This is a genomic window from Citrobacter rodentium NBRC 105723 = DSM 16636, assembly GCF_021278985.1.
Taxonomy (GTDB): Bacteria; Pseudomonadota; Gammaproteobacteria; order Enterobacterales; family Enterobacteriaceae; genus Citrobacter_A; species Citrobacter_A rodentium.
On the sequence record NZ_CP082833.1, the window covers coordinates 667,170 to 682,069 of the forward strand.

Below are 14,900 nucleotides of genomic sequence, written 5' to 3' on the forward strand. Positions count from 1 at the left end.
CTAATCTTTAATGCAGTATGAAAAGATTAACCGGAACAAAGTGAGCCGTTATGACTGACAAAACCATTCCATTCTCGGTGCTGGATCTGGCGCCGATTCCCGAAGGTTCCTCGGCAAAAGAGGCCTTCACCCATTCGCTCGATCTCGCCCGCCTCGCTGAACAGCGCGGCTATCATCGCTACTGGCTGGCTGAGCACCACAACATGACCGGCATCGCCAGCGCGGCGACGTCGGTGCTGATTGGCTATCTGGCGGCAAACACCACCACGCTGCATCTGGGGTCCGGCGGCGTGATGCTGCCTAATCATTCGCCGCTGGTGATTGCCGAGCAGTTCGGCACGCTCAATACCCTCTATCCGGGACGCATTGATTTGGGGCTGGGACGCGCGCCGGGCAGCGATCAGCCAACCATGCGCGCGTTGCGTCGCCATATGAGTGGCGATATCGATAACTTTCCGCGCGACGTAGCGGAGCTGGTCGACTGGTTTGACGCCCGCGATCCCAGCCCGCAGGTACGCCCGGTGCCCGGCTATGGTGAGAAGATCCCGGTGTGGCTGTTAGGCTCCAGTCTGTACAGCGCCCAGCTGGCGGCGCAGCTCGGGCTGCCGTTCGCATTCGCCTCGCACTTTGCGCCGGATATGCTGTTCCAGGCGTTGCATCTGTATCGCAGCCAGTTCAGACCGTCAGCGCGGCTGGAAAAACCGTATGCGATGGTGTGCATTAATATCATCGCCGCCGACAGCACCCGCGACGCGGAGTATCTGTTTACCTCCATGCAGCAGGCGTTTGTGAAGCTGCGTCGTGGCGAAACCGGCCAGCTCCCAGCGCCGATTCAGAATATGGATCAGTTCTGGTCGCCGTCAGAGCAGTACGGCGTACAGCAGGCGCTGAGCATGTCGCTGGTGGGAGATAAAGCGAAAGTGCGCCACGGGCTGGAATCCATTCTGCGCGAAACCCAGGCGGATGAGATTATGGTTAACGGACAGATTTTCGACCATCAGGCGCGTCTGCATTCGTTCGATCTGGCAATGCAGGTGAAAGAGGAGTTGGTGGGGTAGCGTGTGAAATTGCCGGATGGCGGCTACGCCTTATCCGGCCCGGGCGTCCCCGTAGGCCCGGTAAGCGGAGCGCCACCGGGCAATAAGTTTACTGATACACCGGCAACAGATTAAAGCTCGACAGGATATGCACCAGCGCGTTACCGACGCCGAACAGCAGAATCAGCGCGATCATCGGTTTGCCGCCCCAGACGCGGAATTTCGGGCTACCGAAGCGTTCGCGTGATTTATGCGCCAGCAGCGCCGGCACAATCGCCGCCCAGATCGTCGCCGCCAGCCCTGCGTAGCCAATGGCGTACAGGAAACCGTTCGGCCACAGCAGACCGCCCGCCACCGGCGGAATAAAGGTCAGCAGCGCGGTTTTAAACCGTCCCGTCGCCGAGTCGTCAAAGCCGAACAGATCCGCCAGGTAGTCAAACAGGCCAAGCGTAACGCCGAGGAACGAGCTGGCCACCGCAAAGTTAGAAAATACCACCAGCAGCAGATCCAGACTGCGGCTGTTCAGCACGCCGCTCAGCGCCTGTACCAGCACATCGATATTGCCGCCCTTCTGCGCGATGCCGATAAACTCAGGACGCGGAATATTGCCCATCGTCCCCAGCAGCCAGACGCTGTACAGCACCAGCGCCAGCAGCGTGCCGTAAACCAGGCATTTCACAATGGTGCGCGGATCTTTACCGTAGTACTTCATCAGGCTCGGCACGTTGCCGTGGTAGCCAAACGACGCCAGACAAAACGGCAGCGTCATCAGCAGATACGGCGTATACGAGGCGTTGCTCTGTGCGACGTTAAACAGCGTGGCGGGCGTAACGTGCCCCAGCAGGCTGCCGAAGGTCAGGAAGAAGGTGATGACCTTCGCGCCCAGCACAATCGCCGTCATCCGGCTCACCGCTTTGGTGCTCAGCCACACCACAAAGGCCACCAGCAGCGCGAAGCCGAAGCCTGCCGCCCGCGCCGGAACGTTCAGCGACATTTCAGCAAAGGTATGATGCAGAATCGAACCGCTGGCCGAGATATAGGCGTAGGTCAGGATATACAGCACGAAGGCAATCGACATGCCGTTAATCACGTTCCAGCCTTTACCAAGCAGATCTTTGGTAATGGTGTCAAAGCTCGCGCCAATCCGGTAGTTAAGGTTGGCTTCGAGAATCATCAGCCCGGAGTGCAGCATACAGAACCAGGTAAAGATCAGCGCCGCCATCGACCAGAAAAACCAGCTCCCTGCCATCACCACCGGCAGGGAGAACATCCCCGCGCCAATAATGGTGCCGCCAATGATCACCACGCCGCCGAGCAGCGACGGTGACGTCCGGGTGGTGGTTAGTGTTGCCATACAGCCTGATCTCCAGTGTATTATTTTGCTACTGCATTTTAATACGCTGCACCGTACCAGTACACGAGTACAATTGAAATAAAAAAAGCCCCGATAATTTTATCGGGGCCTGTATCTTTTACTTTACGTCAGTAAACGCAGGGTTTACGCGTCGCCGAAACGACGACGGCTGGAACCCTCTTCACGACGTGGAGCGCGACCTTCGCGACGCTCGCCGCTGAAACGACGACCATCACCACGACCACCTTCACGACGCTCACCGCCGAAGCCGCGACCGCCTTCACGACGTTCGCCACCGAAGCTACGACCACCGCCACGACGCTCGGTATGCGGCTGCGCATCGCCTACCAGTTGCATGTTCATCGGCTTGTTCAGAATGCGGGTACGCGTAAAGTGTTGCAGCACTTCACCCGGCATACCTTTCGGCAGCTCGATGGTGGAGTGAGAGGCAAACAGCTTGATGTTGCCAATGTAACGGCTGCTGATATCGCCTTCGTTAGCGATCGCGCCAACGATATGACGCACTTCAACACCGTCGTCACGGCCCACTTCAATGCGGTACAGCTGCATATCGCCAACGTCACGACGTTCGCGACGCGGACGATCTTCACGGTCGCCACGCGGGCCACGATCGTTACGATCGCGCGGACCACGGTCATCACGGTCACGGAACTCACGCTTAGGACGCATCGGCGCATCCGGCGGAACGATCAGGGTACGTTCACCCTGCGCCATCTTCAGCAGCGCGGCGGCCAGCGTTTCCAGATCCAGCTCTTCGCCTTCAGCGGTAGGCTGAATCTGCGCCAGCAGCGCACGATACTGATCGAGATCGCTGCTTTCCAGCTGCTGCTGTACTTTCGCGGCGAATTTTTCCAGACGGCGTTTGCCCAGCAGTTCTGCGTTCGGCAGTTCGACTTCCGGAATGGTCAGCTTCATGGTGCGTTCGATGTTGCGCAGCAGACGACGCTCGCGGTTCTCAACGAACAGCAGCGCACGGCCCGCACGGCCCGCACGACCGGTACGGCCGATACGGTGAACGTAAGACTCAGAATCCATCGGGATATCGTAGTTAACGACCAGGCTGATACGCTCAACGTCCAGACCACGGGCCGCAACGTCAGTCGCAATCAGGATATCCAGACGACCGTCTTTCAGGCGCTCCAGAGTCTGCTCACGCAGCGCCTGGTTCATGTCGCCGTTCAGCGCGGCGCTGTTATAGCCGCTACGCTCCAGCGCTTCCGCGACTTCCAGGGTCGCGTTTTTGGTACGAACGAAGATAATCGCCGCATCAAAATCTTCCGCTTCCAGGAAACGCACCAGCGCTTCGTTTTTACGCATGCCCCAGACGGTCCAGTAACTCTGGCTGATGTCCGGACGGGTGGTCACGCTGGACTGAATACGCACTTCCTGCGGCTCTTTCATAAAGCGACGGGTAATGCGACGAATCGCTTCCGGCATGGTGGCAGAGAACAGCGCGGTCTGATGACCTTCCGGGATCTGCGCCATGATGGTTTCGACGTCTTCAATGAAGCCCATACGCAGCATTTCATCGGCTTCGTCCAGCACCAGACCGCTCAGTTTAGAGAGATCAAGCGTACCGCGTTTTAAGTGATCGAGCAGACGTCCCGGCGTACCGACGACGATCTGCGGCCCCTGACGCAGGGCGCGTAACTGCACGTCATAACGCTGGCCGCCGTACAGGGCAACCACGTTTACGCCGCGCATATGTTTAGAGAAATCCGTCATGGCTTCGGCAACCTGAACCGCCAGTTCGCGGGTCGGCGCCAGCACCAGAATCTGAGGTGCCTTCAGCTCAGGATCAAGATTGTTGAGCAGCGGTAATGAGAACGCTGCGGTTTTGCCGCTACCGGTCTGGGCCATACCCAGAACGTCGCGACCGCCCAGCAGATGCGGAATGCACTCTGCCTGGATTGGAGATGGTTTTTCGTAACCCAGATCGTTAAGGGCTTCAAGGACAGGAGCCTTAAGCCCCAGATCTGCAAAAGTGGTTTCGAATTCAGCCATGTAGTACGTGTGCCTCAAAATTAATGGCGGCCAGTCTACATAACTCATCATGAAATTGATCTGCAATTTTCATTGAAAAGTGTGAACCGGCTCAAAGTAGGTGTATTAACGAACAACAACGCCCTCACCCGCAAAGGTGATGGCAATCAAAAAGCTTATGGGCTGATGTGTTCGTCAGCTATTGCTGGTCCGATTCTGCCAGGTCATCTTGGTCCTGGCCCAGGAGCGATAATTCCAACAATGCATATCGGTGCTCAACAAAGTTATGAACGTTGTTAGCCACCGCCAGTTTGAACAGAGCCGTAGCGCTGTCCAAATCCCCCAGACTTAGGTAGTACTTACCTAAATAGAAGTTGGTTTCACTGAGATGCTCAGCGAGCGAGGTGTTATCCGTTGCGTCCGCCTTAAGCCTTTCCATTAGCGTGGATTCGCTAATGTCGCCCAGGTAGAACTCGACAATGTTCCATCCCCATTGCTCCTTGTCCGATTTGTCGAAGCGCTGTCTTAACGCTTCTTTTGCCTGCTTCTCATCGAGCTTCTGCTCGGCGAGATAAAGCCACAGGCTGCGGAAAGGATCGTTGGGATCGTCTTGATAAAACGCCAGCAGATCATCTTGCGCTAACTTGTCGCGACCGCCGTAATACAGTGCGATACCGCGATTTAAGTGCGCGTAGTTGTAAGTTGGATCAAGCTCAAGTACAGAATCAAACGCTTCATAGGCAGCATCAAAATTGCCTGCCTGCGTTAAATAAATGCCTAAGTAATTGAATACTTCAGGCATATCCGGTCGGATTGCCAGCGCTTGTGAAAAATCATTCCGCGCTAATGCCCTCAGACCGAGACTATCATACAACACTCCGCGCTCATATAAAAGCTGCGCGCGTTCGTCATCGGTTAAAGCCCGACTGGCAAGAATTTGTTCCATGCGTGCCAGAATCACTTCCTGCTGCAAAGTCGGTTGCAATGGTACTGCGAGGACTTCACTCTTACGCCAGGCGGAGTTGCTGCATCCTGCCAGCGTGAGTGCTGTCGCTACGAAACACCAGCGCAAAAAAGGCTTCATTTCCCACTCCCGAAGACAACGATTAATCGAACGTCCTGTCCACCGGCGGTTCCACAAGGCGTCCTGCCAGGCTAAACGCCCTCCGCAAGCGCGGAGGGCAAAGACAACCTTACTCGCCCTGTTCGCTGGCCGGCGCTTCCGGCGCAGCAGCTGGCTGGGACTGCTCAGTTGCTTCTTTAATGCTCAGACGTACGCGGCCCTGGCGGTCAACTTCCAGAACTTTCACCGGTACTTCCTGGCCCATCTGCAGGTAATCGGTCACTTTCTCGACGCGTTTGTCGGCAATCTGAGAAATATGAACCAGACCTTCTTTACCGCCGCCGATGGCAACAAATGCGCCAAAGTCAACGATACGGGTCACTTTACCATTGTAGATACGACCCACTTCGATTTCCGCGGTGATCTCTTCGATGCGACGGATAGCGTGTTTCGCTTTCTCTCCGTCGGTCGCAGCGATCTTCACGGTACCGTCGTCTTCGATTTCGATAGTGGTGCCGGTTTCTTCGGTCAACGCGCGAATCACAGAACCGCCCTTACCGATCACGTCTTTGATCTTGTCCGGGTTGATCTTGATGGTGTGGATACGCGGAGCGAACTGAGAAATATCGCCGCGCGGCGCGTTGATGGCCTGTTCCATCACGCCCAGAATGTGCAGACGCGCGCCTTTCGCCTGGTTCAGCGCAACCTGCATGATCTCTTTGGTGATACCTTCAATTTTGATATCCATCTGCAGCGCAGAGATACCGTCGCGGGAACCCGCCACTTTGAAGTCCATATCGCCCAGGTGATCTTCGTCGCCCAGGATGTCAGACAGCACGACAAAGTTGTCGCCTTCTTTCACCAGACCCATTGCGATACCGGCAACGGCGGCTTTGATCGGCACGCCCGCGTCCATCAGCGCCAGAGATGCGCCACAGACGGAAGCCATGGAAGAAGAACCGTTGGATTCGGTAATTTCAGACACGACGCGCACGGTGTACGGGAATTTATCCATATCCGGCATAACCGCCAGCACGCCACGCTTCGCCAGACGACCGTGACCGATTTCACGACGCTTCGGAGAACCGACCATGCCGGTTTCGCCTACGGAGTACGGAGGGAAGTTGTAGTGGAACAGGAAGCTGTCGGTACGCTCGCCCATCAGTTCATCAAGAACCTGCGCGTCACGGGCTGTACCCAGGGTCGCGGTCACCAGCGCCTGCGTTTCGCCACGGGTGAACAGCGCGGAACCGTGGGTGCGCGGCAGCACGCCGGTGCGCACGTCCAGACCACGAATCATATCTTTTTCACGGCCATCGATACGCGGCTCGCCTGCCAGTACGCGGCTACGCACCACGTTTTTCTCGATAGCGTGCAGAATTTCACCCAGTTCGTTAGCGTCAAGGGTTTCGTCTTCCGCCAGCAGCGCGTCGATGGTTTCCGATTTGATCGCGTCAACCTGCGCGTAACGCTCCTGCTTGTCGGTGATGCGGTAAGCATCGCTCAGGCGAGATTCGGCCAGGGCTGCAACGCGCGCGTTCAGCGCTTCGTTGACCGCTTCCGGCTGCCAGTCCCAACGTGGTTTACCGGCTTCTTTCACCAGATCGTTGATCGCCTGGATAACCACCTGCTGCTGTTCGTGACCGAACACGACCGCGCCCAGCATCTGGTCTTCGCTCAGCAGTTCCGCTTCGGATTCAACCATCAGCACAGCCGCTTCAGTACCGGCAACAACCAGATCCAGCTTGCTCTCTTTCAGTTCATCCTGAGTCGGGTTCAGCACGTACTGGTCGTTGATGTAACCGACACGCGCGGCGCCGATCGGGCCGTTGAACGGAATGCCGGACAGGGACAGCGCGGCAGAGGCGCCGATCATCGCAACGATATCCGGGTTAACCTGCGGGTTAACGGAAACCACGGTCGCGATAACCTGGACTTCGTTGACAAAGCCTTCCGGGAACAGCGGGCGAACCGGGCGGTCAATCAGACGCGCGATCAGCGTTTCGCCTTCGCTCGGGCGGCCTTCACGACGGAAGAAGCTTCCCGGAATACGACCAGCAGCGTAGGTACGCTCCTGATAGTTAACGGTCAGCGGGAAGAAGTCCTGACCCGGTTTCGCCTTTTTCTGACCAACAACGGTAACGAATACCGCAGTGTCATCCATGCTAACCATAACAGCGGCAGTGGCCTGACGAGCCATCATGCCAGTTTCCAGCGTAACGGTATGCTGACCGTACTGGAATTTACGAACGATCGGATTTAACAAAATAATTTCCTTTACTGATTTCTGGCGACCCCATGCTGAGTCGCCGTTAAGACCCGATCTTCTGCGCATCCTCGCGACTAATGACAACCCTAACCCACGCGATGGGTGAAGCCTCTCATTAGCCGCGCGAACCTCTGCGACGGAAGATCATTCATAGCAACAATACATTAGTTTCCAGTGAATTGCTGCCGTCCACTTGAAAAAAGGGGCCATAAAGGCCCCCTTTTTTGAAACTCGCAAGAATTAGCGACGCAGGCCCAGACGCTCGATCAGCGCGGTGTAGCGTGCAACATCTTTACGTTTCAGGTAGTCGAGCAGTTTACGACGCTGAGAAACCATGCGCAGCAGACCACGACGGCTGTGGTGATCTTTCTTGTGCTCTGCAAAGTGACCCTGCAGGTGGTTAATCTGTGCAGTCAACAGAGCAACCTGAACATCGGTAGAACCGGTGTCGTTTGCGTCACGACCGAACTCAGAAACGATTTTAGCTGTAGCTTCAGTACTTAGAGACATTTTAAAACTCCAAAGTATTAAGTATGAAAGGACGCCGATCTCTAATTCAGCGATCCCAGTGTACGCCGCGCTAACTTACTGTTAAAAAATTCGCGCGACGTTAAGCGGCAGTATTCTACTCGCAGCGCCCTCTTATCGCAAGACGGAGCGGCGTTACGCAGGATAGTCCACCACTAACCGGCGCGGGGCGACGCGGCCTTCGTCGTCAATTTCGCCCATGCCGATAAATTTACCCTCTTCACCTTCCGTTACGCGTACCAGCCCTTCCAGCGGCGCGCCCGACGTACGCACCGGGTTGCCGTTTTTAAAGTAAACGGAAGAGGTTAACGGCAGATTGACGACAGGGAAATCCGAAGCCGGACTGTCCATTGGCATCAATAGCGGGTCCAGCAGTTGCGCTGCCGGAATACCCTGCTGCTCAGCCTGGTCCGCCAGCTCGCGCAGGCGTTCCAGCGTCACCATCCGCTCGACCGGGTATTTGCTTACCGCCAGGCGGCGCAGGAAGATAACGTGCGCGCCGCAACCCAGTTTTTCACCCAGATCGTCGACGATCGTGCGAATATAGGTGCCTTTCGAACAGTGCACTTCCAGCTCCAGTTCGTTCCCTTCGTGGCGAATAAACAGTAGCTCATAAACGGTAATCGGTCGCGCCTCACGCGGGACTTCAATCCCCTGGCGCGCGTATTCATAAAGCTTTTTACCCTGATATTTCAGCGCCGAGTACATCGACGGGACCTGCTCAATGTCGCCGCGAAAGGTTTCCAGCGCGCTAGCAAGCTGCTCAGGGGTAAAGGTTATTGGGCGCTCCTGCACGATCTGTCCGTCGGCATCGGAGGTATCGGTCCGCTGCCCGAGACGGGCAATCACCCGATAACGCTTGTCGGAGTCCAGCAGGTACTGTGAAAACTTGGTCGCTTCGCCGAGACAAATCGGCAGCATACCGGTCGCCAGCGGGTCCAGCGCGCCGGTGTGTCCGGCACGGTTCGCGTTGTAGAGACGTTTTACTTTTTGCAGTACGTCATTGCTGGACATGCCCTGCGGCTTATCCAGCAGCAGGACGCCGTTAATGTCGCGACCACGACGACGAGGACGACTCATTAGTCCTCCTTGCTGTCGTCCGGGTTCACACGACGCTCTTCGTCATGTTTCACCACGTTGGTCACCAGATTAGACATGCGCATCCCTTCCACCAGCGAGTTGTCGTAGAAGAAGGTCAGTTCCGGCACGATACGCAGACGCATCGCTTTCCCCAGCAGGGAACGGATAAAGCCGGAAGCTTCCTGTAACGCTTTGATGCCCGCTTTTACCGCGTCTTCATCTTTGTCGTTGAGGAAGGTGACATACACTTTGGCATACGCCAGATCGCGGGACATTTCGACGCCCGAAACGGTGGTCATCATGCCCAGGCGCGGATCTTTAATTTCGCGCTGCAGAATGATCGCGATCTCTTTTTGCATTTCCTGCGCCACGCGCTGCGGGCGACCAAATTCTTTCGCCATAATGAATTCTCCAGAATAAAGACAAAAAAGGGGCTATCAGCCCCTTTTGAAATTCATGCCGGGTGGCGCTTTAAAGCCTGATGGCGCTACGCTTATCAGGCCTACAACCCGGCTACGTAGGCCCGGTAAACGATGTGCCACCGGGCATTACGAAGATTATGCGATGGTACGTTGGATTTCGATGATCTCGAACACTTCAATCATATCGCCCACGCGAACGTCGTTGTAGTTCTTGACGCCGATACCACATTCCATGCCGTTACGGACTTCGTTGACGTCATCTTTGAAGCGGCGCAGGGACTCCAGCTCGCCTTCGTAGATAACCACGTTGTCACGCAGAACGCGGATCGGGTTGTGACGTTTGATGGTCCCTTCGGTAACCATACAGCCCGCGATCGCACCGAATTTCGGTGATTTAAACACGTCGCGCACTTCAGCCAGACCAATGATCTGCTGTTTCAGTTCCGGAGAGAGCATACCGCTCATCGCCGCTTTCACTTCGTCGATCAGATTATAGATGACGGAGTAGTAGCGCAGATCCAGGTTTTCCGCTTCGATCACTTTACGCGCAGAAGCATCGGCACGCACGTTGAAGCCTACCAGAATGGCGTTGGAAGCCGCTGCCAGGGTCGCATCGGTTTCGGTGATGCCGCCCACGCCGGAACCGATAATCTTCACCTTCACTTCGTCGGTGGAGAGTTTCAGCAAGGAGTCGGAGATCGCTTCCACAGAACCCTGTACGTCAGCCTTCAGCACGATGTTCACTTCGTGAACTTCGCCTTCGGTCATGTTGGCGAACATGTTCTCGAGTTTCGATTTCTGCTGACGCGCCAGTTTAACTTCGCGGAATTTACCCTGACGGTACAGCGCCACTTCACGCGCTTTCTTCTCGTCACGCACGACGGTCACTTCGTCACCGGCAGCCGGTACGCCGGACAGGCCGAGGATCTCAACCGGAATGGACGGACCTGCTTCCAGCACTTCCTGACCCAGTTCGTTACGCATCGCACGCACGCGACCATATTCGAAGCCGCACAGAACGATATCGCCCTTGTTCAGGGTACCTTCACGAACCAGAACGGTAGCAACCGGACCACGACCTTTATCCAGGAAGGATTCGATTACCGCACCGCTCGCCATCCCTTTACGGACGGCTTTCAGTTCCAGAACTTCGGCCTGCAACAGGATCGCATCCAGCAGTTCGTCGATACCTGTACCCGCTTTTGCAGATACGTGAACGAACTGGCTTTCGCCGCCCCACTCTTCCGGCAGGATGCCGTACTGGGACAGTTCATTCTTAACGCGATCCGGATCCGCTTCCGGCTTATCGATTTTGTTGACGGCAACCACCACCGGCACACCCGCCGCTTTCGCGTGCTGGATTGCTTCGATGGTCTGCGGCATTACGCCGTCGTCTGCCGCCACAACCAGAACCACGATATCCGTCGCCTGGGCGCCACGAGCACGCATAGAGGTAAACGCGGCGTGGCCCGGGGTATCCAGGAAAGTGATCATCCCGTTGTCAGTTTCAACGTGGTAAGCACCGATGTGCTGGGTAATGCCGCCCGCTTCGCCAGAGGCCACTTTCGTGGAGCGAATGTAGTCCAGCAGAGAGGTTTTACCGTGGTCAACGTGACCCATGATGGTCACGACCGGCGCGCGCGGTTCAGCCGCAGCGCCCGTGTCACGGTCGCTCATTACCGCTTCTTCCAGCTCGTTCTCACGACGCAGGATAACTTTGTGGCCCATCTCTTCGGCAACCAGCTGCGCAGTTTCCTGGTCGATAACCTGGTTGATGGTCGCCATCGCACCCAGTTTCATCATCGCTTTGATGACCTGAGAGCCTTTTACCGCCATCTTGTTCGCCAGTTCGCCAACGGTGATGGTTTCACCAATCACAACGTCACGGTTAACGGCCTGCGCAGGTTTCTGGAAGCTCTGCTGCAAAGCGGAACCTTTACGCTGTTTGCCGCCTTTACCGCCGCGAACCGCCGCACGCGCTTCTTCGCGGTCAGCTTTAGATTCAGCGTGCTTGTTGCCTTTCTTCGCCGGACGCGCCGCTTTCGTACTGCGACTACGACTACGGCCGCCTTCCACTTCACGATCGTTTTCGTCTTCGGCCTGGCGAGCATGCTGAGAGGTGGTGACGTGATAATCGCTGGAGTCTTCAGTCGGCTCAGCGGTATCAGTCCATTTGTTTTCTTCCGCCATGCGGCGAGCTTCTTCCGCTACGCGGCGCGCTTCTTCTTCAAGCTTGCGACGCGCTTCTTCTTCCGCTTTACGCTTCAGCTCGGCAGCTTCATTTTCACGGCGGACCTTTTCGGCCTGGGCGGTTTTGGTCATATCGTCAGTCTGTTGATTGCTCACTTTGTCTTTTTCCGCTGCTTCACGTTTCGCTTTTTCAGCAGCTTCACGCTTAGCTTGTTCTGCGGCCTCACGGTCAGCTTTTTGTTGCGCCTCGCGTTTGGCTGCTTCTTCAGCCTCACGACGGGCCTGCTCTTCCGCTTCACGCTGCGCTTGCTCTTCCGCGGCGAGACGTTCTGCTTCTTGCGGGTCGCGTTTCACAAATGTGCGCTTCTTGCGGACTTCGATTTGTACCGATTTGCTTTTTCCACCGGTACCAGGAATATTCAGGGTGCTGCGCGTTTTACGTTGCAGCGTCAGCTTATCCGGGCCGGAACCGTTTTCACGGTTCAGGTGCGCCAGTAAGGTCTGTTTTTCTTGTGCGGACACAGAGTCATCAGCAGACTTCGGGATGCCGGCATCAGCAAATTGCTGTACCAGACGATCCACGGAGGTCTGTATCTCTGCGGCCAGCGCTTTTACGGTTACATCTGTCATGCTGTTCCTTCCTGCTACAGTTTATTACGCTTCGTCGCCGAACCAGCAAATATTACGGGCAGCCATAATCAGCTCACCGGCTTTTTCGTCGGTCAACCCTTCAATATCAGCCAGATCATCAATGCCCTGTTCGGCGAGATCTTCCAGCGTACAAACACCACGGGCAGCCAGTTTGAAGGCCAGTTCACGATTCATGCCTTCCAGATTCAGCAGATCGTCAGCCGGTTTGTTATCACCGAGGCTTTCTTCCTGGGCCAGTGCCAGAGTGGTCAGTGCGTTTTTCGCGCGCTCGCGCAGCGCTTCAACGGTCGGCTCGTCAAGGCCATCAATTTCCAGCAGTTCTTTCATTGGCACGTAGGCCAGTTCTTCCAGCGTTGAGAAACCTTCTTCAACCAGAACTGTTGCGAACTCTTCATCAATATCAAGATATTTGGTGAAGGTATCGATGGCGGCATGTGCTTCAGCCTGATGTTTTGCCTGGAGGTCATCAACGGTCATCACGTTGAGTTCCCAACCGCTCAGTTGCGAAGCCAGGCGGACGTTCTGACCGTTACGTCCAATAGCTTGCGCCAGATTACCGGCTTCAACGGCGATATCCATGGTGTGTTTATCTTCATCCACCACGATAGACGCGACGTCAGCAGGCGCCATTGCGTTAATCACGAACTGCGCCGGGTTATCGTCCCACAGAACGATATCGATACGCTCGCCGCCCAGTTCGGTAGAAACCGCCTGCACGCGCGCGCCGCGCATACCAACGCAGGCGCCGACCGGGTCGATACGCTTGTCGTTGGTTTTCACCGCGATTTTCGCACGGGAGCCCGGATCGCGAGCCGCCGCTTTAATTTCAATCACTTCTTCGCCGATTTCCGGCACTTCAATGCGGAACAGTTCCACCAGCATTTCCGGTTTGGAACGGGTCACGAACAGCTGCGCGCCGCGCGCTTCCGGACGAACGGCGTACAATACGCCGCGAATACGGTCGCCCGGGCGGAAGTTTTCGCGCGGCAGCATATCTTCACGCAGGATCACCGCTTCAGCGTTGTTGCCGAGATCCAAAGAGATGTTGTCGCGGTTTACTTTCTTCACCACGCCGGTGATGATTTCGCCTTCGTGTTCACGGAACTGATCGACCACCATCGCGCGTTCAGCTTCACGCACCTTCTGCACGATAACCTGCTTCGCCGTCTGGGTCGTGATGCGGTCAAAGGTGACAGATTCAATCTGATCTTCAACATAGCCGCCCAGGTTCAGGCTTTCATCTTCAAAACGCGCGGCTTCAAGGGTAATTTCTTTCGTCGGCTGGGTCACTTCTTCCACAATCAGCCAGCGACGGAAGGTGTCGAAATCACCGCTCTTACGATCGATCTCAACGCGCACGTCGATCTCTTGTTCATACTTCTTCTTTGTTGCTGTAGCCAGCGCACTTTCCAGCGCTTCAAAAATTTTCTCGCGTGGCAGCGCCTTTTCGTTGGATACGGCTTCAACAACAGCCAAAATTTCTTTGTTCATCGCGGGCTTTTCACCTCAATCCAGACTGTTAAAAGTGGGGAACCAGGTTCGCCTTCTGGATGTTACTCAGCGCGAACACTTCATCTTTTCCTTCGACTGCGACAGTGATCATTTCACCGTCCACCGCTTTGATAACGCCCTGCCATTTACGACGGTTCTGCACCGCCATACGCAGCACCAGCGAAACTTCTTCCCCCAGGAAACGCGCATAGTGTTCAGCAGTAAACAACGGGCGGTCGAGACCCGGTGAGGAGACTTCCAGGTTGTAAGCCACAGTAATCGGATCTTCTACGTCCATTACCGCGCTGACCTGGTGGCTCACATCAGCACAATCATCAACATTGATGCCATCTTCACTATCAATATAGATGCGCAGTGTGGATGTGCGACCGCGGATAAATTCGATGCCGACCAACTCGTAACCCAGGGCTTCGACCGGTGCTGTAATCATCTCTGTTAATTTTTGCTCTAATGTGGACAAGCCCACCCCCAAGACATAAAAAAAGGGCCTAAAGCCCAGTTATTCTGTAGTCAGATAACAAAAAACCCCGATAAATCGGGGCTTTAGATAACTGAACCCTATAACCGCAACTGCGGTCTGGAGAACCTTCCGAAAGAATTTTTTTCAAATCCTGCTACGAAGGCCTAAGTCTTCACAGTATATTTGAAAAAGAACTCTAAGGGAAAGTGGTTGCGGGGGCCGGATTTGAACCGACGACCTTCGGGTTATGAGCCCGACGAGCTACCAGGCTGCTCCACCCCGCGCCTGAAACGTGGCAAATTTTACTCGTTTTGGGTAAAAGATGCAAAC

12 protein-coding genes and 1 tRNA gene are annotated in these 14,900 nt (G+C 55.7%); 1 reads left to right on the forward strand and 12 read right to left on the reverse strand.

Features of this window, described 5'->3' with window-relative positions; translation table 11 throughout:
* Positions 1-50: 50 nt before the first annotated feature.
* Entirely contained in the window at positions 51-1,058 is a 1,008-nt protein-coding gene (locus K7R23_RS03090; protein WP_012908561.1) for a luciferase-like monooxygenase, read from the forward strand.
* A gap of 88 nt (positions 1,059-1,146) precedes the next feature.
* Here the strand turns inward: K7R23_RS03090 and mtr are convergent, their stop codons facing one another.
* The 12 genes from mtr to K7R23_RS03150 all read right to left on the reverse strand — a co-directional run bounded on the left by mtr (position 1,147) and on the right by K7R23_RS03150 (position 14,854).
* Positions 1,147-2,391: a tryptophan permease gene (gene mtr / locus K7R23_RS03095; protein ID WP_024133066.1), complete on the reverse strand. Its 1,245-nt coding sequence runs from the start codon at positions 2,389-2,391 to the stop codon at positions 1,147-1,149.
* Between the two features lie 144 nt (positions 2,392-2,535).
* Entirely contained in the window at positions 2,536-4,416 is a 1,881-nt protein-coding gene (gene deaD, locus K7R23_RS03100; RefSeq protein ID WP_012908559.1) for an ATP-dependent RNA helicase DeaD, read from the reverse strand.
* Complete coding sequence (yrbN, locus tag K7R23_RS03105; protein WP_010723222.1) at positions 4,409-4,489, reverse strand: protein YrbN; 81 nt, start codon at positions 4,487-4,489, stop codon at positions 4,409-4,411. The genes deaD and yrbN overlap by 8 nt, the downstream gene beginning before the upstream one ends.
* A gap of 105 nt (positions 4,490-4,594) precedes the next feature.
* A complete protein-coding gene (gene nlpI, locus K7R23_RS03110; RefSeq protein ID WP_012908558.1) occupies positions 4,595-5,479 on the reverse strand; it encodes a lipoprotein NlpI in 885 nt (294 codons plus the stop codon).
* Positions 5,480-5,588: 109 nt separating this feature from the next.
* Complete coding sequence (gene pnp, locus K7R23_RS03115) at positions 5,589-7,724, reverse strand: polyribonucleotide nucleotidyltransferase (RefSeq protein WP_024133065.1); 2,136 nt, start codon at positions 7,722-7,724, stop codon at positions 5,589-5,591.
* Between the two features lie 243 nt (positions 7,725-7,967).
* A complete protein-coding gene (rpsO, locus tag K7R23_RS03120) occupies positions 7,968-8,237 on the reverse strand; it encodes a 30S ribosomal protein S15 (RefSeq protein WP_000059465.1) in 270 nt (89 codons plus the stop codon).
* Positions 8,238-8,390: 153 nt separating this feature from the next.
* On the reverse strand, positions 8,391-9,335 hold the full coding sequence (gene truB / locus K7R23_RS03125) for a tRNA pseudouridine(55) synthase TruB (protein WP_012908556.1): 945 nt from the start codon (positions 9,333-9,335) through the stop codon (positions 8,391-8,393).
* Positions 9,335-9,736, reverse strand: a complete 402-nt coding sequence (gene rbfA, locus K7R23_RS03130; RefSeq protein ID WP_001040201.1) for a 30S ribosome-binding factor RbfA — start codon at positions 9,734-9,736, stop codon at positions 9,335-9,337. Before rbfA ends, truB begins: the two co-directional genes overlap by 1 nt.
* Positions 9,737-9,892: 156 nt before the next feature.
* Positions 9,893-12,577, reverse strand: a complete 2,685-nt coding sequence (gene infB, locus K7R23_RS03135) for a translation initiation factor IF-2 (protein ID WP_012908555.1) — start codon at positions 12,575-12,577, stop codon at positions 9,893-9,895.
* Positions 12,578-12,601: 24 nt separating this feature from the next.
* Positions 12,602-14,089 carry a transcription termination factor NusA gene (gene nusA, locus K7R23_RS03140; protein WP_012908554.1) on the reverse strand — a complete coding sequence of 496 codons (1,488 nt, stop codon included), beginning with the start codon at positions 14,087-14,089 and terminating at the stop codon, positions 12,602-12,604.
* Between the two features lie 28 nt (positions 14,090-14,117).
* Positions 14,118-14,570, reverse strand: coding sequence for a ribosome maturation factor RimP (gene rimP / locus K7R23_RS03145; RefSeq protein WP_024133064.1), 453 nt, complete (start codon positions 14,568-14,570; stop codon positions 14,118-14,120).
* 207 nt (positions 14,571-14,777) lie between these two features.
* Positions 14,778-14,854: transfer RNA gene (locus K7R23_RS03150), tRNA-Met, on the reverse strand.
* Positions 14,855-14,900: the final 46 nt, after the last annotated feature.

Excerpts from the sequence above, each read along its gene's own strand:
- K7R23_RS03090 (WP_012908561.1), top strand. The coding sequence starts at position 51 with ATGACTGACAAAACCATTCCATTCTCGGTGCTGGATCTGGCGCCGATT.
- mtr (WP_024133066.1), bottom strand. The coding sequence starts at position 2,391 with ATGGCAACACTAACCACCACCCGGACGTCACCGTCGCTGCTCGGCGGC.
- deaD (WP_012908559.1), bottom strand. The coding sequence starts at position 4,416 with ATGGCTGAATTCGAAACCACTTTTGCAGATCTGGGGCTTAAGGCTCCT.
- yrbN (WP_010723222.1), bottom strand. The coding sequence starts at position 4,489 with ATGAAAATTGCAGATCAATTTCATGATGAGTTATGTAGACTGGCCGCC.
- nlpI (WP_012908558.1), bottom strand. The coding sequence starts at position 5,479 with ATGAAGCCTTTTTTGCGCTGGTGTTTCGTAGCGACAGCACTCACGCTG.
- rpsO (WP_000059465.1), bottom strand. The coding sequence starts at position 8,237 with ATGTCTCTAAGTACTGAAGCTACAGCTAAAATCGTTTCTGAGTTCGGT.
- truB (WP_012908556.1), bottom strand. The coding sequence starts at position 9,335 with ATGAGTCGTCCTCGTCGTCGTGGTCGCGACATTAACGGCGTCCTGCTG.
- rbfA (WP_001040201.1), bottom strand. The coding sequence starts at position 9,736 with ATGGCGAAAGAATTTGGTCGCCCGCAGCGCGTGGCGCAGGAAATGCAA.
- infB (WP_012908555.1), bottom strand. The coding sequence starts at position 12,577 with ATGACAGATGTAACCGTAAAAGCGCTGGCCGCAGAGATACAGACCTCC.
- nusA (WP_012908554.1), bottom strand. The coding sequence starts at position 14,089 with ATGAACAAAGAAATTTTGGCTGTTGTTGAAGCCGTATCCAACGAAAAG.